The following is a 21131-nucleotide window of genomic DNA, read 5'->3' as shown; positions in this document are numbered from 1 at the left end:
GGGCTCCGCCGGAGTCGGAGCGTGGGGACATGAGCGAATCCGATGACATCCGACAGCCCCTGGACCACCTGCCCAAGAAGGAGGACCGCGACCGCGCGATCGAGATCGAGGAGCCGTCGTACCCCGGCACCGATTCCCCGCACGGCGAGTCGGCGGCATCTCCCGCGACCGCCGCGGAACCGGACGAGCCCGCCCGCCACGGCGTCGCGAAGCTCCCGCCCACCGGTCGATGACCCGGGTTCGGGGCGTCCGCCGCGCCGGATGACGCCCTGAACCGGTTCCCCCGCCCGCGAGCGCAGCCACCGGGTCGCGAAGAACAGTGCGACGCCGACCACGAGCAGGCCCGCGCCGAACAGCCAGACGATGCCGGACTGCTGCGTGAGCAGCAGGATGCAGGACGCGATCCCGAGGATCGGGATGACCGTCCAGACGCGGAAGTGATCGTGCTCGACCCGGTCGCGGCGCAGGACGAGAACCGACACGTTCGCGCTCAGGAAGACGAACAGCAGCAGGAGCACGACCGTCTCCGCGAGCAGACCGAGATCGCCGACGAGTGTGAGCAGCATGGCGATGAGCGTGGTCGTGAGGATCGCCACCCACGGCGTGCGGCGGTTCGGGAGCACCCGTCCGAGGACACCGGGGAGAAGCCCCTGCTCAGACATCCCGTACGTGAGACGACTCGCCATGATCATCGTGAGGAGCGCTCCGTTGGCGACCGCGACGAGCGCGATCAGGCTGAAGAGCCAGGCCGGCACGCCGACTCCCGCAGCCGCGACCACGTCGAGAAGGGGACCGCTGGAGTCGACGAGGTCCTCCGGCGGCAGGGCGGTCGCGCTCGCGAGGCCTACCAGTACGCACACGACCCCGCCGTGATGAGCTGCGGGCGCCGCCTTCCCGTGCGGACCCCCTTGCGCCGCGCGCCGGGCTGTGGCATCCCCGCCCGGTCGCGTCGCGGGATACCGACCTCAGGCGCGGTGGAAGGGGCAGCGCGCGCTGCCCGCCGGCGACCCGCTCGCGCGGACGCGACCGCCGGAGCGGGGCTTGGTCGGCATCCGGCGCTCGTTCACGTCGAGGCCCGCCGGAAGGATCGCGAGCCGCGGGTCGCTCATCGCGCTGATGGATGCCGCGAGCCCGGCGATCGCGAGCTTCTCGCCCGGGCAGCGGTGCCCCGTCGCGACGTCGGCGCCGCCGTGCGGGACGAAGGCAGCGATCGCCTCGTAGTCGTCGACGTCGACGAAGCGCTCGGGACCGAACTCGTCCGCGCGATCCCAGGACCGCTCGTCCGTGTCGGTGCCGAGGATGTCGAGGACGATCCGCCCGCCGGCGCGGACCGTGCGCCCGTCGACCTCGATGTCCTGCGTCGCGAAGGCGGGGAGCATCGGAACGAACGGTGAGGTGCGGCGGATCTCCTGCGCGAACGCCGTCGCGAGCGGGCCGTCCACGAGGGATCCGCGCTCGGCGACCTCCGCCGCGATCCGCTCGCGCCATTCAGGGTGCTCCTGCAGCCGCTTCGCCGCAAAGGCCGTGAACCGCGCGACGGCGATCATCGGCCGGAAGCTGTTCTGCAGCTCGATGCCGGCGAGGCGCGCGGGAAGCAACTGCCCGTCGCGATCACGGTGCCACGCCCAGGCGTTCAGCGCCGTCCCGGGCTGCGCGTCGAGACGACCCGCGCGCACCGCCCGGACCAGCCGCTCAGCGTGACGGTCGGACCAGCGTCGGTTCGCGAACGCCAGCACGTATTCGGGCGAGTACGGCACTCCGAAGCCGTCGACGATCTGCGCCTGCCGGCGAGCCCATCTCGTCTTGGCGTCGCCGGTCCCCGGCAGCCCCGCCCAGCGCATGATCGCCCGTCCCAGAGCACCGACCGCCGCGTCGTACGCCGATCGTTCACCGCCGGCGATCCACGCGTCGACCTCGTGCCGCCACTCCCGTTCGAGGTGCGGACGCAGCCGGGCGACCTGCTCGTCCTCGTACAGCGCCGAGACGAAGGTGGCCTTGCGGTGCCGATGCTCGTCGCCGTCGAGGCTGTGCACCGAGTCGTGCCCGAAGAGGGTCTCCTGGATGAACGGCGGCATCGCGCCGTGCCGTGCCACACGCTCGTCGTCGTAGAACGCCGCCACACCCTCGGCACCGCGGACGAGCAGCGCGTCGGAGAACAGCAGGCGCAAAGGTGCGGAACGCGCCCCCCGCGGAGCGCGGCTCCAGATTCGCTCACCGAACCGGTAGCCGCGGATCAGAAGCGACGCCGAGTCGTCGCGCCAGGCAGGGCGCGAGACGACACCGAGCGTCGGGTCCGCGCTGCGCTCCGCGCGGGTCGAGGGGACGGCGGTCGAGGGCTCATCGATGGTCGACATACCTCGACGCTCTCAGCGGCGGACGGCCTCTGCCCAGGGGCGTGCGCCCACGGATGCCGTGTGGTACCCGGGCTCAGTCGCACTCGTCGCGGGGGCCCGCGGAGAACCAGATCCCGGAGTCTTCGGGCGACGATACGGCCCGCTGCACGCCCAGACCGGAGACGGTCACCTGAGGCGGCGTCGGCATGAACCCGGAGCAGACGGTGTACCCATCGGCATCCTCGGCGTTCGCTTCGACGATGACCGTGAAGGCCCGCTGTTCCCCGGCGGGGACGGGCATGCCCTCGATCGCGAAGACCGCCGCGTCGTCGGTGTCGGCGAGCCTCGTCTGACCGTTCGGATTCACCATCGTCGGACGGACAAGGGAGACGTGATCCTCCTGCATCCCCGGGAGGGCGACGGCCTGGGCATCGACCTCGCTCCAGCCGTCGTTGACGACGAAGAACCGGATCGCGCAGGTCATCCCGGGCTCGACCCACAGAACCGACGAGTAAAACGTCTCGTCCCACGCGAAGCCGTTGTCACCCGCGACCTCGCCCGACGCGCCCGACGGCTGGAGGCCCACCTCGGCGCCTTCGCATACGACCGGCCGCGCGTCGTAGACGATCCGCACCGCGCCGAGCGCCGTCCATGCGGCGATCTGCCACCCGGCGACCACCACGGCGATCGCCCCGACCGCGAGCGCGGCGATCAGCAGGACCCGACGACGCGGTGCCCATCGCTTCTTCTCCGGCGCCGTCCCGAGCCGCTCCGCGAGCATCGTCTCCCCCATGCGCCGATCATGGCAGGCGGATCCCTAACCTGCGAATGAATCCCCGTCCACCCCTTCCGCGATCCCGCTTCGCCACGCCACAGTGATCGTGTGCGATTCGACGACGACCTCAGCGCCTGGGTGGCGCGACAGCGCTGGTACGCGGGCAAGAGTCACGATCCGCGATTCCGCATCCTCGATGCGCAGCCGGCACCCGGTGGCGCCACGAGCTATCTCCTCATGGACGACGCCGGAGCGCTTCCCACGCTCTACAACGTGCCCCTCGCCGAGGCCGACGACGCGCCGGACGAGGCGGTCGTCACCACGACCGAGGACGGGCACCGGCTGATCGACGCGACGCGGCATCCCGGGTTCACGGTCGGTCTCCTCGCCCAGATGGGCGTCGACACGAGCCGCGTCACCGGCTCGCGGGTGCTGACCGGCGAGCAGTCGAACACCTCCATCGTGTACGAGGTCTACGGGTCGCCCACGATCATCCTCAAGCTCTTCCGCACCCTGCACCACGGCGAGAACCCGGACGTGACCGTCCAGCGCGTCCTCAGCGACGCGGGGTCGCCCTACGTGCCGAAGTTCTATGGCAGCGCGGATGCCGAGTGGCCCGACGTCGGCCGCGAGACCGGCACCGCCCAGGGCACCCTCGGGTTCGCGCAGGAGTTCCTGCCCGGCGTCCGCGACGGCTGGGCGATCGCGCTCGACGCCGCTCGCGAGGGACGCGACTTCACCGACGCGGCGCGCGACCTGGGGGTCGCAGTCGCCGGCGTGCACGGCGCACTCGGCGACGCGCTCGAGTCGGTGGACGCCTCGCCCGAGCAGCTCGAGGCCGTCGGGCGCGCGTGGCGTCGCCGGCTGGCGATCGCCTCGGCCGAGGTTCCCGCCGTCGCCGACCGACTCTCGGCCATCGACGCCGTCTACGCCGACGCTCTCGAGCGCCCGTGGCCGCGGTTGCAGCGGATCCACGGCGACCTGCACCTGGGACAGGTGCTCGCCGTGCCGAACGGCGGCTGGCGCATCGTCGACTTCGAGGGCGAACCGCTCCGGCCGATGGCCGAGCGTGCGATCCCCGACCTGCCGCCGCGTGACGTGGCCGGCATGCTGCGGTCGTTCGACTACGCGGGCGCCGTCGGCGGAGGACCGGATGCCGCGGCGTGGGCGGCATCGTGCCGTGAGGCATTCCTGTCGGCGTACGACGCGGCCCCGGGCGCGATAGAACTCGACCCTGCTCTGCTGCGAGCGCTCGTGCTCGACAAGGCCGTCTACGAGTCGATCTACGAGGCGCGGAACCGTCCGGATTGGCTGCCCGTACCGCTCGCCGGGATCGACGCCGCGCTCGCCTGATCGGGCGAACGCGACGTCAGCCTCGTCAGTTCGAGGCGCCGCGGCCGGTCGCCTGCTGCAGGCGATCGATGTGCTCGGAGGCCTCTGCCTTCGTCAGGTTCGCGGGGATCTCCTCCCCTGCCTCGCGCGCGAGGGTGTCGAGGTAGCTTCGCTGCGCGCCCGTCATCGGCTCGTCGCCGGTGACCCACTCGTCAGGGTCCTTCACCGCGGTGTCACCGCTGGGGCCGCCCAGCATCTCGGGCTCGTCGGCAGGGTCGTTCTCGGGGGAGCTGCTCTGATCAGTCATGACATGACGCTACGCAGGATCCCCGACATCGCGCGGGGGCTTGCGCAGCGCCGCGTCAGTCCTCTTCGACCTGCGGCTGCAGGACGAGGAACCGCGCGCCGTAGGCGGGCAGTGACACCGAGAAGCTCTGCAGGTCGTCGACCCGGCCGATGACCTCGCCCTGCGCAGCGTCGAGGACGTCGCTCTGCGCAGTCAGGTGCTCCGACCGAACGGTGCCCTCGATCGGCTCGGGCGAGAAGTTGAGGACGGTCACCTGGAGAGGGGCGTCGGCCTCCGGCATCCCCTCGTCGAGACGGTGGACGAGCACAAGCATGCCCGCGTGCGCGACCTCGGGGATGTCGACGGCCGACGCCGTCGCGATGCCGTACTCGCGACGCAGGTCGAGGATCGCCGACAGCTTCGAGGCGAACGACTCGGGGTCCTCGAGCTGGGCGGGGAGCGGCCCGTACAGGGCGCGCCCGCGCGGCATGCCCGAGATCGAGCGTGTGGCGGCGGGGTCGACGTCGAGGAGGTCGTGCGCACCGCGCTCGATCCAGCGGGTGTCGCCCACGCGGATCAGGTCGGCCACCTCGTCGCCGGGGAGCGTCAGCATGCCGACGAGGTCCCAGCCCGACAGGGCGAACACCCCCGGCTGCCAGGCGTTGTAGGCCGAGAGCAGCAGGTGCGCGTCGCGGATGGCGGGCACCTCCGCCTCGGTGATGTCGTCGAGGGTCGGGATGCCGCGGGTCGCCGCGATGAGCGACGTCGTCGTGCAGGCGATGCCGTTCTGCGTGAACACGCGGTTGTAGTCACCGGCATCCACCAGCTTCTCGGTCAGCTCGGCGCGGACGACCTCGGCGAGGTCGGCGCCCGTGATGACGTCGCCGCGGAAGCCGTACTCCTCCTCGGCGTGCCGCGTCGCCCAGTGCACGAGCTCGTAGGTGAGCTCGTCGTGGTTCTGCAGGCCGTGCACGAGCTGCACCGGCGCGACCCCGAGCGCGAGCGAGGACGTGAGCGCCAGGCGCAGGAACTCGGTCTGACCGGTGGCGAGGGCGTGGTGGTAGCCCGGGCGTCCGATGAAGTCGTACGACAGGTCGGCGCCGACGGCACCGGTGTCGCGGATGTCCTCCATCGTGAGGTTCAGCTCCTGGAAGGTGAACCCGCCGACCTTGCGGACCATGCCCGCGATGATGTGGTTCGCGGCGTGCGAGAGTGGATGACCCTCGGACCACGCCGGCAGACCCTCGGCGCTCTTCTCCACGCCGAGGAAGCCGTTGGCGTCGAGGCGCAGCGCGCTCGTGCCGAGCTCGCCCAGGGAGTGCAGCGCGTCGCCGATGACCAGTCGCATGCCCGCGAAGGTCGGGTCGAGCCAGTTGATCGAGGGCTGGCCCTGCTTGAAGTAGTGCAGGTACACCCAGCGTCGGGTCACGCCGTCGGGGCCGATCGAGGGCGCCGTGGCGCTCCAGTTCGTCTCCTTCACGCCCGGCGTGTAGAAAATGACGCGCTGCAGGGCGCCGATGATGTAGCCGTGCTCGGCGAGCGTGTGCTCGGTCGCGGGGTCGAGGTTGACGCTGTCGTAGCCCTCGGGGACGTCGGGCAGCAGGTGCCAGTCCTCGGGCGGGATCGCGACCATGTGGTAGATCCCCGGGTAGTCCTTGAAACCCATCTCGGCGAGGCGGAAGTCCGCGCCCTTGCCGGTGTGGCCGGGGACGATGTCGTCGATGATGCTGCCGCCGTGCGTGTCGGCCACGTCGCACAGGGCACGGAACTCGTCCTCCGTGCCGAAGGTCGCGTCGATCGCCGTACTGATGCGGTCGAAGTGACCGTCGACGCTGGGCGTCTCGCCCCACCCCTCGATGCCGCCGGCGCGCTTGACGGGGCCGGTGTGGACGGCGGTGATGCCGATCCGCTCGAACACCGACCAGAGCTCCTCGTCGCCGAGCGCCGAGAGGAAAGACTGCCCCGGCCGCGTGATGAGCGAGATCGGATAGGCGGTGAACCACACGTCACTGGTCGCGATCGCGCGACGCGCGTCGGGGCGCGCATAGGCGTTCCGCCACATCGTCGGCTGACCGGACAGCTGACGGGCGAGGACGTCGGCATCCTTCAACATCGACTGCCGCACCAGCCACTCGACGTACGACGGGTTCGTGCCGTTCGCGGTGCGCGGGTCGGTGCGGATGCGTCGCACACTGCTGCCGCGCAGGTTGTCGCGCGGGCGGAGTCTGCGCGGACGGGCGGGATAGCGCTGCTCGTCGTAGCTGATCTCGGGCATCTCGAGATCGCCGTCCTCGGCCGCGGCGAGCGCCGCCAGGTCGATGGGTCCGGTGTAGAGATCCTCGGGTCGGTCGTCGTCACGCGCCATGGAGTCCACGCTACGAAGTCGCGCCGGTCGGCCGGAAGGGGTGGTGCGCAGATTCTCGAACCGTTATGGGATGCCGCCGGCCGGCATCCCGCTCGTTCGTGCGCCGACGCGTCGCAGATGGTCGCCCCGTCCCTCGCAACGCGACCATCTGCGACGGCTCAGCGGCGCTATGTGCGCCGACCCGACGCGAACTGCGGCTCCCCGGCCGGAATGGGCGCACTTCGCGTCGGCTCGACGTCGTCACAAACGCGGGTCGATCGGGTCGGACTCCAGGGCGAGCACGCCGAACACCGCCTCGTGCACGCGCCAGAGCGGCTCGCCGGCGGTGAAGCGGTGCAGGGATTCGATCCCGAGGGCGTACTCGCGGGCGGCGAGCGAGCGCTTGTGTCCGACGTTGCGATCCCGCAGGCGCGAGAGGTTGGCGGGCTCGGTGTAGTCCGGGCCGTAGATGATCCGCAGGTATTCGCGGCCGCGCACCTTGATGCCCGGCTGCACGAGACCCTTCTCGGTGCGCGTGAGGTTGGCGAACGGCTTCACGACCATGCCCTCCCCGCCCGCGCCGGTCAGCTCCTCCCACCAGTCGACGGCAGCGGTGACGGATGCCTCGTCCCCGAGGTCGATCCGTCGTCGCCGCGTCGGCGCCACGAGGTCGGGCGCGACCTCGACGAGACGGTCGGCGATCCCGAGGTGCCACCCGTGGTCGCGCGTCTCGAACGTCGCCTCGCCCGCGGCCAGCACCTGGAACGGCGCGATGCGGGCGTCGGACCCGTCGCCGACGTACCGGCGGTAGGCCGCGCGGAACCCGCGCGCACCCTCGGCGCGTGCCCGGTTCCGTGAGGCGAGGGCGCTGACGTCGATCCCGGATGCCGCGGCCCGGGCGAGCACCGCACCGGCGGCATCCGTGGCCGTCTCAGCCGCAGCGGCCACCGAGGCGTAGAGGTCCCGGATGAGGTCGCCGGCCTTGAGCGACCAGGGCAGAATCTCGGCGTCGAGGAGGACCCACGACGAGCCGAGCTCGTCCCACAGACCGGCGCGCTCGATCGCCGCGTCAAGACGCGCGAGCATGTCGGCCTCGACGTCGGGCGCGAAGAAGGGGCGACCCGTCCGCGTGTGGATCGCGCCGCGCCATCCCTCGGGTGCCGAGAACCGGGCCGGATCGCGGGCGACGAGCACGAGGGCGCGCGAGCCCATGTGCTTCTCCTCGGCGATCAGGTCGGTGACGCCGTTCGCGCGGTACGTCGCGAAGGCCTCGTCGGGGTGCTCGAGGTAGCCCTCCCGCGCCGATGTGTTCGGCGGCGACATCGTCGGCGGCAGGTGGATGAGCCAACGGGGGTCGGTCGCCCACCGGCTGATCGTCTCGAGACCGCCGGCGGACTGCTCCTCCTGGATGCCGACACGGCCGTGCAGGCTCGTCTGGACGATGAGCTTGCCCTGCACGTCGGCGAGGTCGAGTACACCGGGGGCGCGCACGGGCGCGGCGGGAGCGAGCGGACGGATCGGCTCGTACCAGACCTGCTCGGCCGGCACCGAGACGACCTCGCGCTCGGGGTAGCGCATCGCCGACAGCGCCCCGCCGAAGACGCACCCGGTGTCGAGGCACGCGGTGTTGTTCACCCACTCGACCGTCGGCACCGGCGTGTGCCCGTAGAGGACGACCGCCTTGCCGCGGTAGTCCTGCGCCCACGGGTGGCGCACGGGCAGCCCGTACTCGTCGGTCTCGCCGGTCGTCTCGCCGTACAGGGCGAAGGCGCGCACACGTCCGGACGCGCGACCGTGGTACTGCTCCTTGAGCCCGGCGTGCGCCACGACGAGCCGCCCCTCGTCGAGGATCAGGTGCGACACGAGGTCGTAGCAGAACGCCTCGACCTGCTCGCGGAACTCCGCGCTCTCGCCCGCCAACTGCGCGAGCGTCTCCTCGAGTCCATGCGAGATGGTCACGTTCGCGCCGCGGAGCGCGCGGACGAGCTTGGCCTCGTGGTTCCCCGGGACGGCGAGGGCGCTCCCCGAGGCGACCATCCCCATCGCGAGGCGCAGCACGCCGACGACGTCGGGCCCGCGGTCGACGAGGTCGCCGACGAACACGACGCGACGCTCTTCGGGATGCCGCGCGTCGACCGCCCGGCCCTGCTCGTCTCGCACGAGCTCGTAGCCGAGCTCGCGGAGCAGGGTCTCGAGCTCGCTGCGGCATCCGTGCACGTCGCCGATGACATCGAATGGACCGCGTTCATCGGTGCGGTCGTTGAGGAGGCGGGTGCGTTCGATCGTGGCGTCGGCGACGTCCTCGGGGCTGCGGAGCACGTGCACCTTGCGGAATCCCTCGCGCCCGAGGTGGCGGAGTCCGCGGCGCAGCTGATCGTTCTGCCGCTTCACGACACCCGCCGAGATGTGACGGTCGGTGCGCGCGGCGTTGCGTTCGACCGAGACCGCCTCGGGCACGTCGAAGACGATCGCGACGGGGAGCACGTCGTGGGCCTTCGCGAGCTCGACGAGCTTGCGCCTCGCCTCGGGCTGCACGCTCGTCGCGTCGACGACGGTGAGCAGGCCTGCGTCGAGACGCTTGCCGGCGACGTACTGCAGCGCGTCGAAGGCGGCGGCGGTCACGGACTGGTCCGACTCGTCGTTGCCGACGAGGCCGCGGAAGGCGTCGCTCGAGAGCGTCTCGTACGGGCCGAAGTGCTCCCGCGCGAAGGTCGACTTGCCCGATCCGGATGCCCCGACGAGGACGACGAGCGAGAGGGCGGGGATGTCGAGGACGGTCATGCGGCGGCCTCCTTGCGGAACAGGGCGAGCTGCGTGGGGGCGCCGCGGTCGGCATCCAGATCGCCGACCGGACGGAACGAGACCGCGTACCCGCGCCGAGCGGCGACCCCCTCGGCCCACTCCTGGAACTCCGTGCGCGTCCACTCGAACCGGTGGTCATCGTGACGGAACGAGCCCGCGGGCAGGTCGGGATAGAGGACGTTGTAGTCGGCGTTGGGTGTCGTGACGACGACAGCGCCGGGCGCGGCCGAGGCGAAGACGGCGTCTTCGAGCGCTCCGAGCCGCGACGGATCGACGTGCTCGATGACCTCCATGAGCACCATCGCATCGAACCCTTGCAGCCGCTCGTCGCGGTAGACGACCGAGCCGTGGAGCAGGTCGATGCGCTCGCGTTCGGCGTCGGACGCCTCGGCGAGCCGCAGCATCCGTGCCGCCTGGTCGAGCGAGCGGGCCGACACGTCGACGCCGACGATCTTCGTGAAGGAGCGGTCCTTGGCGAAGCGGGCGAGGAGGGCTCCGGGGCCGCAGCCCATGTCCACGACGCGGTGTGCGCCGACCTCGGCGAGCGCGGCGAGGACCGCGTCGGCGCGGTGCTCGCGGAGCGGTGTCGGGCGGTCCTCCGAAGCGGGCTCGTCCAGGAGCGCGCGCTGGTGCACGAGGTAGCGCCGCGTGATGAGGTCGCGCTCGGGGTGGACTGCGAGCCATCCCTCTCCGGCGCGTTCGAGCTTGCCGATCTCGTCGTCCCCGACCCAGTAGTGCTTCGCGTCGTCGAGGACGGGGAGCAGCACATAGAGCTGGCGGAGCGCCTCGGCGAGCCGGACCTCTCCCGTCAGGACGACGGAGCTGTACCGCGAGTCGCCCCACTCCCGGTGCTCGTCATCGAGCGCGATGCGAGTCTGTTCGACGGACCATCCGCACGGCTCGAACAGCCGGCGCACGAGATCCTCATCACCCCGGGCCGAGACGACGGGGACCTCGATCCGCAGCGGCAGAGCGGATGCCGCCAGCTCGGGGTACGAGTCGCTGCGCCCGGTCATCGCGGTGCGGAAGACGGTCCCGATCGCGACGGCGAGCATGCTCGAGGCGACGTACGGCCGGTCGTTGACGTAGTGGCCGAGAGCCCCGGCATCCCCTCGGAACCGCTTGTTGCGGACGAGCGCGATCGGATCCACCTCGAGCATCACCGCGACGGTAGTGACCTCAGGGGTCGCCTCAGGATAGAAGACGTGGATGTCGCCGACCGGCGCCGAGAACGTCTGGACTTTGGCGGGGTGTTTGTGCACGAGGAATCCGAGCGCGGTCGCATCCTGACCGTCCGTCGGCGCATAGGTCACCGTCACGAGCATCGTCGCCTCCCCCGTCGTGGCATCCGATTCACTCTAGGGCGGCGGGGCGTGCTCGAGACGGCGCAGATGGTCGCTGTCAGGCGCGTCGCGCGACCATCTGCGACGTCTCGGCGAAGCGAGCCGACGCGACGTGCGCGTTCGGGGCGGGAATGAGCGCAGTTCGCGTCGGGTCGGCGGCGCGGGCGGGGGTCAGACGGCGAGGAACTCCGCGACCCCCGCGAGCGCCTCGGGCTGCAGCCGGTAGTACGCCCACGTCCCGCGCTTGGAGCGAGAGAGGAAGCCGGCTTCGGTCAGCACCTTGAGGTGATGCGACACGGTCGGTTGCGAGAGGCCGATCGGCTCGATGAGGTCGCAGACGCACGCTTCCTGATCGGCCGACGACGCGACGATCGAGAGGAGTCGCAGGCGGGCCGGATCGGCGAGCGCCTTGAGGGTCGCGGCGAGACGCTCCGCCTCGCTCTGGCTGATCGGCTCCTTCACCAGCGGCGCGCAGCAGACTGCCGCATCGTTCGCCGGACGGTCGATCAGCGGGAGCACGGTCCTCATGTATCGATGCTAATCGATATTGACAGTCATCGATAGAGCGACGCATACTTTCCCTCGACATCCATCGATACCGGAGGACCGGATGACGCTGCTCGACCTCACCCCCCGCACGGCGACCGCGCCTCGGCTCGACGCCCTCCCGGTCGTCGTGATCGGCGCCGGCCCGATCGGACTCGCCGCGGCCGCCAATCTCGTCGAACGCGGGATCGACGTGGTGGTCCTCGAGGCGGGCGAGGAGCCCGCCGCCGCCGTCCGACGGTGGGGCCACATCCGCCTCTTCTCGCCCTGGCGACACCTCGTCGACCCGGCATCCCGCCGCCTGCTCGAGGCTTCGGGGTGGACCGAGCCCGACGCGGATGCCGCACCGACCGGGCGCGAGCTGGTCGATGCCTACGTCGCTCCGCTCGCCGAGCTCAAGCCGCTGCGCTCCCGTATCCGCTACGGGTCTCGGGTCCTCGCCGTCGCGCGCGAGGGCATGGATCGCACCCGCAGCGCCGGCCGCGAGACAACCCCCTTCGTCGTCCGCTACGCCACGGCCGACGGGGTCATCGAGCTCACGGCCAGGGCCGTCATCGACGCCTCGGGAACGTTCGACTCCCCTAATCCCCTGGGCTCGACGGGCCTCGATCCGCTGGGCGCGCCGGATCTCGGCGACCGGCTCGTCCATCCCCTCCCCGATGTCCTCGGCATCGACCGGGCGCGCTTCGCGGGGCGACACACGACGGTGGTGGGCGCCGGACACTCCGCCGCGAACACGCTTCTCGCTCTCGCAACGCTCGCCGAGTCCGAACCGGGTACCCGCATCACCTGGCTGATCCGCAACGACTCCGCGGTCCGGGTCTCGTCGTCCGCTGACGACGAGCTCGGCGACCGGGCCGCGCTCGGGTCACGGCTGGACACGCTCGTGCACCGCGGCATCGTCGAGAAGATCGACGCGTTCGAGATCGCGACGGTGGAGCGCCGGGCGGGCGGTGTGAGATTGATCGGGATGCGGCGGGGCGCGGCATCCGTCCACGACACCGACCTCGTGGTCGCTGCCACCGGCTTCCGTCCCGACCTGTCGATGCTGCGCGAGATCCGGCTCGGCCTCGACGACATCGTCGAGGCTCCCGTCCGACTCGCTCCGCTCATCGATCCCAACGTGCACTCCTGCGGCACCGTCGAACCGCACGGGTTCGACGAGCTCCGGCATCCCGAGCATGGCTTCTTCATCGTCGGCATGAAGTCCTATGGTCGCGCGCCGACCTTCCTGCTGGCGACGGGATACGAGCAGGTGCGGTCTGTCGTGGCGTGGATCGACGGCGACATGCGCTCTGCCACCCGAGTGCAGTTGACCCTGCCGGCTACGGGCGTGTGCTCGACGGATGCCGGGGGATGCTGCTGATGGCACGCACCCGGCCGATGACCGCCGCCGACTGGCCCGCCGTCGAGCGCATCCTCGCGGCGGGGATCGCGGGCGGAGAGGCGACCTTCGAGACGTCCACGCCGACCTGGGAAGCGTTCGACGCGGGCAAGGTACCGGACGCGCGCCTGGTCGCCGTCGATGCCGACGACCAGGTCGTGGGGTGGGTGGCGGCATCCCGCGTGTCCGCCCGCGACGTATACCGGGGCGTCATCGAGCACTCCGTCTACGTAGACCCCGCCGATACGGGCCGGGGTGTGGGACGCGCGCTGCTCGACGCCTTCATCGACGCCGCGGAGGCAGCCGGGTACTGGACGATCCAGGCGAGCGTCTTCCCCGAGAACGCGGCGAGCCTCCACCTTCACGCCGGCGCCGGATTCCGCACCGTCGGACGGCGCGAACGCATCGCCCGCTCCACGCTCGGCGCCCACGCCGGGCAGTGGCGCGACACCATCTTCATCGAACGCCGATCCACCCGAAACGGAAGCGACCTCCCATGACCACCACCCCCACCGTCCTCTTCGTCTGCGTCCACAACGCGGGCCGCTCCCAGATGGCTGCCGGCTACCTGCAGCACCTCGCCGGCGACCGCATCCAGGTGCTGTCGGCCGGCTCGGAGCCGAAGGACCGGATCAACCCGGTCGCGATCGACGCCATGGCGGAAGAGGGCATCGACATCACCTCGAACACCCCGAAGCTGCTGACCGTCGATGCGGTCCGCGAGTCGGACGTCGTGATCACGATGGGGTGCGGCGACGCCTGCCCGATCTTCCCCGGCAAGCGTTACGAGGACTGGGAGCTCGATGACCCGGCGGGTCGGGGCATCGACGACGTCCGCCGCATCCGCGACGACATCCGCGGTCGCGTCGAATCGCTTATCACAGACCTGACCCCGTGACCGCGCCGCTGTGGCGCCGCGCCGTCGCCGAGGCGCTCGGCACGGGGCTGCTCGTCGCAGTAATAGTCGGCTCGGGCATCACCGCTGAGCGACTGTCGGCCGATGCCGGGCTCCGCCTGCTCGAGAACTCCATCGCGACCGCGCTCGGCCTCTTCGCCATCATCGTGTTGCTCGCCCCGGTGTCGGGTGCGCACCTGAACCCGGCGGTGACTGCAGCGGATGCCATGCTGCGACGCGTGCGGGTCGGCGAGGCGCTCGCGTACGTGGCCGCACAGCTCGCCGGTGCGGTCTGCGGTGCCCTCCTCGCCGGCGCCATGTTCGCACAGCCCGTCGCATTGTCGTCGACCCCGCGTGCCGAGCCTGCGACCTTCCTCGCCGAAGTCGTGGCGACGGCCGGGCTCGTGCTGCTGATCACTGGTCTCGTGCGGACGCGCGCGGCGATCGCGGTGATCGCCGCCGCCGTCGGCGCATACATCGGGGCCGCCTACTGGTTCACCAGCTCGACGTCGTTCGCGAACCCCGCGGTCACCCTCGGCCGGGTGTTCACCGACACGTTCTCCGGCATCGCGCCCGCCTCGGCCGCTGCCTTGGTCCTCGCCCAGTGCCTCGGGGCGGCCGTCGGCACAGTGCTTACCCTGGTGCTCTTCCCGCGCGGGGCGTCCTCCGCCTCCCCCGCGAGCCCACGCGACCTGTCGCTCCGGCGCTGCTGAAGCAACCGGTCGGGCGGCTGTCCAAGAAAAGCGAAAACCCCCGCATCAGCAGGGGTTTTCATGGCGGTGACGGTGGGATTTGAACCCACGGTAGGGGGTTACCCTACACAACTTTTCGAGAGTTGCACCTTCGGCCGCTCGGACACGTCACCGTCGTCCAGCTTACGACACGAGAGCGGATGCCGCGAACCGAGCCTCATCACGGCTCGCCGAGGCGTCGCAGATGGTCACTTCCCGGCCGCGAGGGCGACCATCTGCGACCTCTCGACGAACGGGCGGGCGGGGTAGCGTCGCGGTGTGATCACCACCGGAGTCGACCTCGCGGCGCAGCCGGCGCGCACGGCGGTCGCGGTCGTCGACTGGCAGGGCGGGGGCGCCCGGCTCACGACGCTCCGCCTCGGCAACACGGACGGCGACATCGTCGGGCTCGCGCAGGGCTCAGCGCGAGTCGGCGTCGACTGCGCCTTCGGCTGGCCCGACGACTTCGTCGCCTACGTCGCGGCGAACGCACGGGGCGAAGTTCCCGACCCGGACCTGCGCGGCATCGAGGGACGTCGCCGACTCGCCTACCGCGAGACCGATCGTGCCACCCACCGGGTCACGGGGCGCCTCCCGCTCAGCGTCTCGACCGATCGACTGGGACTCACCGCCATGCGGTGCGCCGACCTGCTCGCCGCGTTCGCCGACGCCGGCGACGCGGTTGACCGGTCCGGCGCGACGGGACGACTCGTCGAGGTCTACCCGGCGGCATCCCTCCGCCTCTGGGGCGTAGCAGTGTCCGGATACAAGACGGATGCCGCGGCCCGCCGCGCGGCGACAGCGAACCTCCTCGCCGCAGCCCCCTGGCTCACCGTCTCCCCCGACCAGCGCGCACTGATGGAAGCATCCGACGACGCGTTCGACGCCGTCGTCGCCGCGCTCATCGCCCGCGCACATGCGCTGCGCGCGACGCACCCCGTCCCGCCCGCCGAACTCGACCGCGCCCGCCGGGAGGGCTGGATCGCTCTCCCCGCCGCTCCCCTCGACGAGCTCGACCCGACGCGAACTGTCATTCCACTCCCGGAATGACGACAGTTCCCGTCGGCTCGACCTCCCGATCGACCCCGCCCCGGGCGTAACGTGAGCCTGTGAACGCTCCGACGACATCCCCCCGGTTCGGGCTGATCGTCGCGATCGCAGCCCTCGCCTCGGCGGTCGCGTTCCTCGACGGCACGGTCGTCAACGTCGCACTCCCCGCCATCCGCGATGAGCTGGGCGGTGGACTGTCCACGCAGCAGTGGGCGGTGGATGCCTACCTCCTCACTCTGAGCTCCCTCATCCTGTTCGCGGGGTCGGTGAGCGACGCGTTCGGTCGCGTGCTCGTCCTCCGGATCGGGCTGATCGGCTTCGGGATCGCGTCGATCGGCGTCGGTCTCGCACCCGATCCGGTCGTACTGATCATCGCGCGGGCCCTGCAGGGCGCCGCGGGCGCATTCCTCGTACCGAGCTCGCTCGCCCTCATCACGTCGCTGCTGAACGGACCGGCGCAGGCCCGGGCGATCGGCCAATGGACCGCGTGGACGACGGCCGCCAACCTCGCCGGCCCCCTCATCGGCGGCCTCTTCGTCGACCTGCTGTCATGGCGGTTCGCGTTCCTCGTCAACATCCTCCCGATCGTCGTGACGTTCGTCCTCCTGTCCCGCCTCGGCCACGTCGACCACCGCCGCGACGACGCGCACATCGACCTCGTGAGCGCGGCCCTGTGCACCCTGGGCCTCGGCGGCATCGTCTTCGCGCTCATCGAACAGCCGAACCTGGGGTGGGCGCATCCGGCGATCTGGATGCCGCTGGCCGCCGGCATCCTCCTGTTCACGGCGTTCCTGCTTCGTCAGCGCAGGGTGCGCTCGCCCATCCTGCCGCTGGGGATCTTCCGCGTCCGGAACTTCTGGACCGGCAACCTCGCCACCTTCTTCATCTACGCGGCGCTCTCGCTGAACGGTTTCGTCGTCGGGGTCTACCTGCAGCAGGGCGCGGGGCTGAGCGCGACCTTCGCCGGGCTCGCGAGCCTGCCGACGACCGTTGCTCTGATCGCGCTCAGCTCGGTTGTGGGCGGGTGGGTGAACCGGTTCGGCCCACGCCTGTTCATGACGGTCGGCCCGCTCGTCATGGCGGTCGGCGCGCTGATGCTGCTCGCCGTCCGCGAGGACTTCGACTACTGGACTCAGGTCCTGCCGGGTCTCGTCGTCTTCGGTCTGGGGCTCGGCGTCACCGTGTCCCCCCTGACATCGACGATCCTCGGCGCGATCGGCGGCGAGCGGTCGGGCATCGCCTCGGCGACCAACAACGCCGTCTCACGGATCGCAGGGCTCGTCGTCATCGCGATCCTCGCGGTCATCATCGGCGGCGCGCTGGATCTCGAGGGGTTCCACCGCGCAGCCCTGGTCACGGCCGTCCTCATGGTGCTGGGCGGCGTGGTTTCGTTCCTCGGCATCCGCCGGCCCGCCACCGCTGACGCCCAGCCCATCTGATTTGCACGGCTGGATCCGGGCATTCGGCATCCGTCCACTGCCACACTGGCGGTATGAGCGTCATCGAGAACTCGAAACTGACCGTCGTCGGCGCGGGCGCCGTCGGATCGAGCGTCGCCTACGCCGCCCTCATCCGCGGATCGGCCCGGCATGTCGCCCTGTACGACATCGCTGCGGAGAAGGTCGAGGCCGAGGTCCTCGACCTCGCCCACGGGGCGCAGTTCACCGGATCGAGCGACATCTCCGGCGGCTCGGACGTCTCGGTCGCCGCGGGTTCCCACGTCGTCGTCATCACCGCGGGGGCGAAGCAGAACCCCGGGCAGACCCGCACCGAGCTCGCCGGGGTGAACGCCGGCATCCTCAAGCGGATGCTGCCCGAGCTGCTCGAGGTCGCACCCAACGCCGTCTACGTCATCGTCACGAACCCGTGCGACGTGCTCACCGTCATCGGGCAGGAGGTCACCGGGCTCCCGCCCGAGCGGATCTTCGCGTCCGGCACCGTGCTCGACACGTCCCGCCTGCGCTGGAAGCTCGCGCAGCGCGCGGGGGTGTCGACCTCGAGCGTCCACGCCTACATCGTCGGCGAGCACGGCGACACCGAGTTCCCGCACTGGTCGCGCGCGACGATCGGCACCGTCCCGATCCTCGACTGGCAGCCCCTCGACGGGCAGCCGCCCTTCACGGTGGAGGAGCTCGACCGCATCGCCGTCGATGTGCGGGATGCCGCCTACACGGTGATCCGCGGCAAGGGCGCGACGAACTACGCGATCGGCCTGTCGAGCGCCCGCATCGTCGAGGCGATCCTCGGCGATCAGCACGCGGTCATGCCCGTGTCGACCGTGCTGAGCGACTTCCAGGGCGTCGACGGCGTCGCGCTCTCGGTGCCGTCCGTCGTCAGCAGCGCGGGCGCCCGGCCGATCCTCGAGACGTCGTTCTCGGACGACGAGCTCGCGCTCTTCCACCGTTCCGCCGACGCTCTGAAGGCGGTCGCCGCCTCGCTGCGCTGAAGCCCGCCGCGCGACGGCGGTGATGTCGGATGCCGCGATTAGCCTGAACGCATGGCTTCACGACGACCCGCCCCGACCGCGGCCTTCCGCTGCACCGAGTGCGGGTGGACGACCGCCAAGTGGGTCGGTCGCTGCGGCGAATGCCAGCAGTGGGGCACGGTCGTCGAAGCCGCCACGCAGACCGGGATCACGGCATCCGTCACCCCGATCGCGCCGACGCGGAGCGCGCGTCGCATCACCGAGATCGACACCCGCGAGACGCCGCGACGCTCGAGCGGAGTCGGCGAGTTCGACCGCGTCCTGGGCGGCGGCATCGTCCCCGGTGCGGCGATCCTGCTCTCGGGCGAGCCGGGGGTCGGCAAGTCGACCCTCCTTCTCGAGGTCGCCGCGCAGAGCGCACGCGCCGGGCGACGCGTCCTCTATGTCAGCGCGGAGGAGTCCCTCAGCCAGGTGCGCCTGCGCGCCGAACGCACCGGAGCGCTGCACGACGAGCTCTACCTCGCGAGCGAGACCGACCTGGCCACGACCCTCGGGCACATCGACGACGTGAAGCCCGACCTGCTGATCGTCGACTCGGTGCAGACCGTCTCGTCAGGGCTCATCGACGGGGCGGCGGGGCAGCCGAGTCAGGTTCGGGAGGTGGCATCCACCCTCATCCGCGTCGCGAAGGAACGCGACCTGCCCGTCGTGATCGTCGGGCACGTCACGAAGGACGGTCAGGTCGCGGGACCGCGGATCCTCGAACACCTCGTCGACGTCGTCTGCCACTTCGAAGGCGACCGGCAGACGTCGCTGCGCTTCGTGCGGGCGCTCAAGAACCGGTTCGGGGCGACCGACGAGGTGGGATGCTTCGACATGGCCGGCGACGGCATCGCCGAAGTGCCCGATCCGAGCGCGCTCTTCCTCAGCAACCGTCCCAGCGAGCCCGGCACGTGCGTGACGGTCGCGCTCGAGGGCCGGCGGGCACTGCCCGTGGAGGTGCAGGCGCTCACCCTCCACACCTCGGCGCCGAATCCGCGACGGATCGTGAGCGGTGTCGACGGCGCCCGTGTCGCGATGGTGCTGGCCGTGCTCGAGAAGCGCGCCGGCATCAAGCTGTCGGACCAGGACGTCTACGTCTCGACGGTCGGCGGGGTGCGGCTCACCGAGCCGGCCGCAGACCTCGCCATCGCCCTCGCGATCGCGAGTGCGGCGACCGAGCGGCCGAACCCCGCGAAACTCGCGGCCATCGGCGAACTGAGCCTGTCGGGCGAGATCCGCCGGGTCACCCAGCACGATCAGCGGCGGTCCGAGGCGGCGCGACTGGGATACAAGGCGGTCATCGACGCGGGCGCCGGCACCCTGCGGGATGCCCTCGCCCAGCGATCGCGCCACCACGCTCCCCGGCCGGACGACCGACCCGACTTCTGAGCGGGTCAGGCGTCGAGTGCGGCGATGAGGTCCGCCGGCGCCGCCTGCATGGGGTGCGGGCCGGCGATATCGAAGAACACCGTCGTGATCTCCTCGCCATACGTGCCGAGGAAGGCGCGCAGCCAGGCGGGAGACTGCAGTCCGACACCCGACGGAAGCGTCGCGGGCTTGTTGGCCGCGTCGCTGAACAGCAACAGGGCGACGTCGCCGGTGGCGGGGTCGCGGTACGTCCACACCTCGCCCGAGTCCCGGGGGTCGTCCCGCGCACCTGGACGCAGGAGCGGCACGACCGTCGGACCGTGCCGCAGAGCGAACGCCAGGGCCGCCATGTCCTGGGTCTGAAGAGCATCGGCGAGAGCCGTGTTCCGGAACTCCAGCGGCTTCTTCTCGCGCTTCTTTCCAGCCATCCCCTCAGCCTAAGTGGATGCCGCAGATCGCCGCGCCGGGCGCCCGAACGTAAGGGGGCCCCCTCGAACTCCCCATTGGGGACTGGAGAAGTCGAGAGGGCCCATCGCTCGCCGGCAACCGGGGGATCCGAAATCCTGCCTCTGGGGGGAGCAGGACTCCGTTGCTGGGGACAACGGAGGGGTGCCGCCGGGAGCTGACCCCCAGGGTACGCGTCGAGGGTCGCCGCGGAACACCCCGTACGGGCGATCGCAGATGAGAATGTTCTCAGAGAACCCGGTGCGCGAGGTGGGTCACCGGAGCGTGAACGACGCCGGCTCCGCCGAGCCGATTCCGCCGATGCTGACGGAGAGGTTGTACCAGCCGGGCAGCGCCTTCTGCCGGTCACCGTCGCACGTGTCGACCGAGGACCGGGTGCGATCCCAGACGATCGGGCTCGCGCTCGCGACCGTTTTCCCGGCATCCAGCTGGACGACCTGATCGCTCGGCTCCGTCTGACAATCGGTGGAACGCCACCACGTGTCCGACCCGCTCGTGATCTCGAACGCCTGCGCGGCCGTTCCGACGTTGATGAGGCAGGGCTGGTCCGTGTCGTTGACGAGCGTGATGGAGAGCTTGGGCAACTCGCCCGTCCCGTAGGAGCCCTTGTCGACGCCGGCGGTCACGGTCACGTCGCCCGTCGTGCACGCCGGCACGTCGGTCGGCTTCTCGTCGCCGCTGTCGACGGACCCTTCAGCGTCGCCGTCGGCGGAGCTCGTGACCCGGGGACTCGGCGTGCCCGAGGGCGTCGGCGGAACGGAGCCGTCGGGATTCGGTGCGGGACTGGCGGATGCCGGGGCATCCCCGGAGGGTGAGGACGCGGCATCCGTCATCGCACGCCACGGCTGCCACACGACGAGCGCGACGATGCCCCCGACGATGAGGACCGCGAGCAGCAGCACGGCCAGCCGGCGACGGCGGTACACGGCCGGGGTCGGCCGGCGGCGGGGGGTGTGGCTGCTCACGCGTCCAGGGTATGCGCGGGGTTCGCGGACGCCCGCCCGGCGCGC

General features: G+C 71.1%; 18 protein-coding genes, 1 tRNA gene and 1 pseudogene. 9 read left to right on the top strand and 11 right to left on the bottom strand.

Annotation, left to right across the window (positions count from 1 at the left end; all coding sequences use genetic code 11):
• Positions 1 to 281: 281 nt before the first annotated feature.
• The 3 genes and pseudogenes from BLP38_RS13635 to BLP38_RS13625 form a co-directional block, all read right to left on the bottom strand.
• Positions 282 to 866 (bottom strand): annotated as a pseudogene (locus BLP38_RS13635) (APC family permease); the annotation flags it as partial.
• Between the two features lie 99 nt (positions 867 to 965).
• Positions 966 to 2354 carry a cytochrome P450 gene (locus tag BLP38_RS13630; RefSeq protein ID WP_091359014.1) on the bottom strand — a complete coding sequence of 463 codons (1389 nt, stop codon included), beginning with the start codon at positions 2352 to 2354 and terminating at the stop codon, positions 966 to 968.
• 73 nt (positions 2355 to 2427) lie between these two features.
• The gene (locus BLP38_RS13625) at positions 2428 to 3126 is read right to left on the bottom strand and encodes a hypothetical protein (protein WP_091359011.1); all 699 of its coding nucleotides are present in this window, start codon (positions 3124 to 3126) and stop codon (positions 2428 to 2430) included.
• 90 nt (positions 3127 to 3216) lie between these two features.
• Here BLP38_RS13625 and BLP38_RS13620 point away from each other — a divergent pair, with 90 nt between their 5' ends.
• Entirely contained in the window at positions 3217 to 4461 is a 1245-nt protein-coding gene (locus tag BLP38_RS13620) for a phosphotransferase (protein ID WP_091359008.1), read from the top strand.
• Between the two features lie 25 nt (positions 4462 to 4486).
• Here BLP38_RS13620 and BLP38_RS13615 read toward each other — a convergent pair whose 3' ends face one another.
• The 5 genes from BLP38_RS13615 to BLP38_RS13595 all read right to left on the bottom strand — a co-directional run bounded on the left by BLP38_RS13615 (position 4487) and on the right by BLP38_RS13595 (position 11743).
• A complete protein-coding gene (locus BLP38_RS13615; protein WP_091359005.1) occupies positions 4487 to 4747 on the bottom strand; it encodes a DUF3072 domain-containing protein in 261 nt (86 codons plus the stop codon).
• A gap of 55 nt (positions 4748 to 4802) precedes the next feature.
• Positions 4803 to 7091, bottom strand: coding sequence for a maltose alpha-D-glucosyltransferase (treS, locus tag BLP38_RS13610; RefSeq protein WP_091359002.1), 2289 nt, complete (start codon positions 7089 to 7091; stop codon positions 4803 to 4805).
• Between the two features lie 240 nt (positions 7092 to 7331).
• A complete protein-coding gene (locus tag BLP38_RS13605) occupies positions 7332 to 9851 on the bottom strand; it encodes a polynucleotide kinase-phosphatase (RefSeq protein ID WP_091358997.1) in 2520 nt (839 codons plus the stop codon).
• Positions 9848 to 11197 (bottom strand): 3' terminal RNA ribose 2'-O-methyltransferase Hen1, encoded by a 1350-nt coding sequence (locus BLP38_RS13600; RefSeq protein ID WP_091358994.1) that lies wholly within the window; start codon positions 11195 to 11197, stop codon positions 9848 to 9850. The genes BLP38_RS13605 and BLP38_RS13600 overlap by 4 nt, the downstream gene beginning before the upstream one ends.
• 189 nt (positions 11198 to 11386) lie before the next feature.
• A complete protein-coding gene (locus BLP38_RS13595) occupies positions 11387 to 11743 on the bottom strand; it encodes an ArsR/SmtB family transcription factor (protein ID WP_091358989.1) in 357 nt (118 codons plus the stop codon).
• Positions 11744 to 11825: 82 nt separating this feature from the next.
• Here BLP38_RS13595 and BLP38_RS13590 point away from each other — a divergent pair, with 82 nt between their 5' ends.
• From BLP38_RS13590 to BLP38_RS13575, 4 genes are read left to right on the top strand one after another with little or no spacing between them, the layout of a single operon-like run.
• Positions 11826 to 13127, top strand: a complete 1302-nt coding sequence (locus BLP38_RS13590) for an FAD-dependent oxidoreductase (RefSeq protein ID WP_091358986.1) — start codon at positions 11826 to 11828, stop codon at positions 13125 to 13127.
• Complete coding sequence (locus tag BLP38_RS13585) at positions 13127 to 13645, top strand: GNAT family N-acetyltransferase (protein WP_091359903.1); 519 nt, start codon at positions 13127 to 13129, stop codon at positions 13643 to 13645. The genes BLP38_RS13590 and BLP38_RS13585 overlap by 1 nt, the downstream gene beginning before the upstream one ends.
• Positions 13642 to 14043, top strand: a complete 402-nt coding sequence (locus BLP38_RS13580) for an arsenate reductase ArsC (RefSeq protein WP_091358983.1) — start codon at positions 13642 to 13644, stop codon at positions 14041 to 14043. Before BLP38_RS13585 ends, BLP38_RS13580 begins: the two co-directional genes overlap by 4 nt.
• A complete protein-coding gene (locus BLP38_RS13575) occupies positions 14040 to 14753 on the top strand; it encodes an aquaporin (protein WP_231916521.1) in 714 nt (237 codons plus the stop codon). The genes BLP38_RS13580 and BLP38_RS13575 overlap by 4 nt, the downstream gene beginning before the upstream one ends.
• Before the next feature lie 61 nt (positions 14754 to 14814).
• Here the strand turns inward: BLP38_RS13575 and BLP38_RS13570 are convergent.
• Positions 14815 to 14905, bottom strand: a tRNA-Ser gene (locus tag BLP38_RS13570).
• 145 nt (positions 14906 to 15050) lie between these two features.
• Here BLP38_RS13570 and BLP38_RS13565 point away from each other — a divergent pair.
• From BLP38_RS13565 to radA, 4 genes are read left to right on the top strand one after another with little or no spacing between them, the layout of a single operon-like run.
• The gene (locus BLP38_RS13565) at positions 15051 to 15821 is read left to right on the top strand and encodes a DUF429 domain-containing protein (protein ID WP_091358980.1); all 771 of its coding nucleotides are present in this window, start codon (positions 15051 to 15053) and stop codon (positions 15819 to 15821) included.
• A gap of 59 nt (positions 15822 to 15880) precedes the next feature.
• The gene (locus tag BLP38_RS13560; protein WP_091358977.1) at positions 15881 to 17260 is read left to right on the top strand and encodes an MFS transporter; all 1380 of its coding nucleotides are present in this window, start codon (positions 15881 to 15883) and stop codon (positions 17258 to 17260) included.
• 53 nt (positions 17261 to 17313) lie between these two features.
• Complete coding sequence (locus BLP38_RS13555; protein ID WP_091358974.1) at positions 17314 to 18267, top strand: L-lactate dehydrogenase; 954 nt, start codon at positions 17314 to 17316, stop codon at positions 18265 to 18267.
• A 51-nt stretch (positions 18268 to 18318) separates the two neighbouring features.
• Entirely contained in the window at positions 18319 to 19677 is a 1359-nt protein-coding gene (gene radA / locus BLP38_RS13550) for a DNA repair protein RadA (RefSeq protein ID WP_091358969.1), read from the top strand.
• 5 nt (positions 19678 to 19682) lie between these two features.
• On the opposite strand, the gene BLP38_RS13545 is transcribed toward radA, so the two are convergent.
• Both BLP38_RS13545 and BLP38_RS13540 read right to left on the bottom strand, forming a co-directional pair.
• Positions 19683 to 20084 (bottom strand): dehydrogenase, encoded by a 402-nt coding sequence (locus BLP38_RS13545; protein WP_091358966.1) that lies wholly within the window; start codon positions 20082 to 20084, stop codon positions 19683 to 19685.
• Between the two features lie 291 nt (positions 20085 to 20375).
• Positions 20376 to 21086 carry a hypothetical protein gene (locus BLP38_RS13540; RefSeq protein WP_231916520.1) on the bottom strand — a complete coding sequence of 237 codons (711 nt, stop codon included), beginning with the start codon at positions 21084 to 21086 and terminating at the stop codon, positions 20376 to 20378.
• Positions 21087 to 21131: the final 45 nt, after the last annotated feature.

It is taken from the genome of Microbacterium sp. LKL04 (assembly GCF_900102005.1).
Classification (GTDB): domain Bacteria; phylum Actinomycetota; class Actinomycetes; order Actinomycetales; family Microbacteriaceae; genus Microbacterium.
Note: the sequence above shows the minus strand (reverse complement) of the source record. Positions and strands in the feature narration are given on the sequence as shown.

What these genes read in the sequence shown, in the direction of transcription:
- BLP38_RS13630 (WP_091359014.1), bottom strand. Translation starts at nt 2,354, where the DNA reads ATGTCGACCATCGATGAGCCCTCGACCGCCGTCCCCTCGACCCGCGCG.
- BLP38_RS13625 (WP_091359011.1), bottom strand. Translation starts at nt 3,126, where the DNA reads ATGGGGGAGACGATGCTCGCGGAGCGGCTCGGGACGGCGCCGGAGAAG.
- BLP38_RS13615 (WP_091359005.1), bottom strand. Translation starts at nt 4,747, where the DNA reads ATGACTGATCAGAGCAGCTCCCCCGAGAACGACCCTGCCGACGAGCCC.
- treS (WP_091359002.1), bottom strand. Translation starts at nt 7,091, where the DNA reads ATGGCGCGTGACGACGACCGACCCGAGGATCTCTACACCGGACCCATC.
- BLP38_RS13605 (WP_091358997.1), bottom strand. Translation starts at nt 9,851, where the DNA reads ATGACCGTCCTCGACATCCCCGCCCTCTCGCTCGTCGTCCTCGTCGGG.
- BLP38_RS13600 (WP_091358994.1), bottom strand. Translation starts at nt 11,197, where the DNA reads ATGCTCGTGACGGTGACCTATGCGCCGACGGACGGTCAGGATGCGACC.
- BLP38_RS13595 (WP_091358989.1), bottom strand. Translation starts at nt 11,743, where the DNA reads ATGAGGACCGTGCTCCCGCTGATCGACCGTCCGGCGAACGATGCGGCA.
- BLP38_RS13590 (WP_091358986.1), top strand. Translation starts at nt 11,826, where the DNA reads ATGACGCTGCTCGACCTCACCCCCCGCACGGCGACCGCGCCTCGGCTC.
- BLP38_RS13585 (WP_091359903.1), top strand. Translation starts at nt 13,127, where the DNA reads ATGGCACGCACCCGGCCGATGACCGCCGCCGACTGGCCCGCCGTCGAG.
- BLP38_RS13580 (WP_091358983.1), top strand. Translation starts at nt 13,642, where the DNA reads ATGACCACCACCCCCACCGTCCTCTTCGTCTGCGTCCACAACGCGGGC.
- BLP38_RS13555 (WP_091358974.1), top strand. Translation starts at nt 17,314, where the DNA reads ATGAGCGTCATCGAGAACTCGAAACTGACCGTCGTCGGCGCGGGCGCC.
- radA (WP_091358969.1), top strand. Translation starts at nt 18,319, where the DNA reads ATGGCTTCACGACGACCCGCCCCGACCGCGGCCTTCCGCTGCACCGAG.
- BLP38_RS13545 (WP_091358966.1), bottom strand. Translation starts at nt 20,084, where the DNA reads ATGGCTGGAAAGAAGCGCGAGAAGAAGCCGCTGGAGTTCCGGAACACG.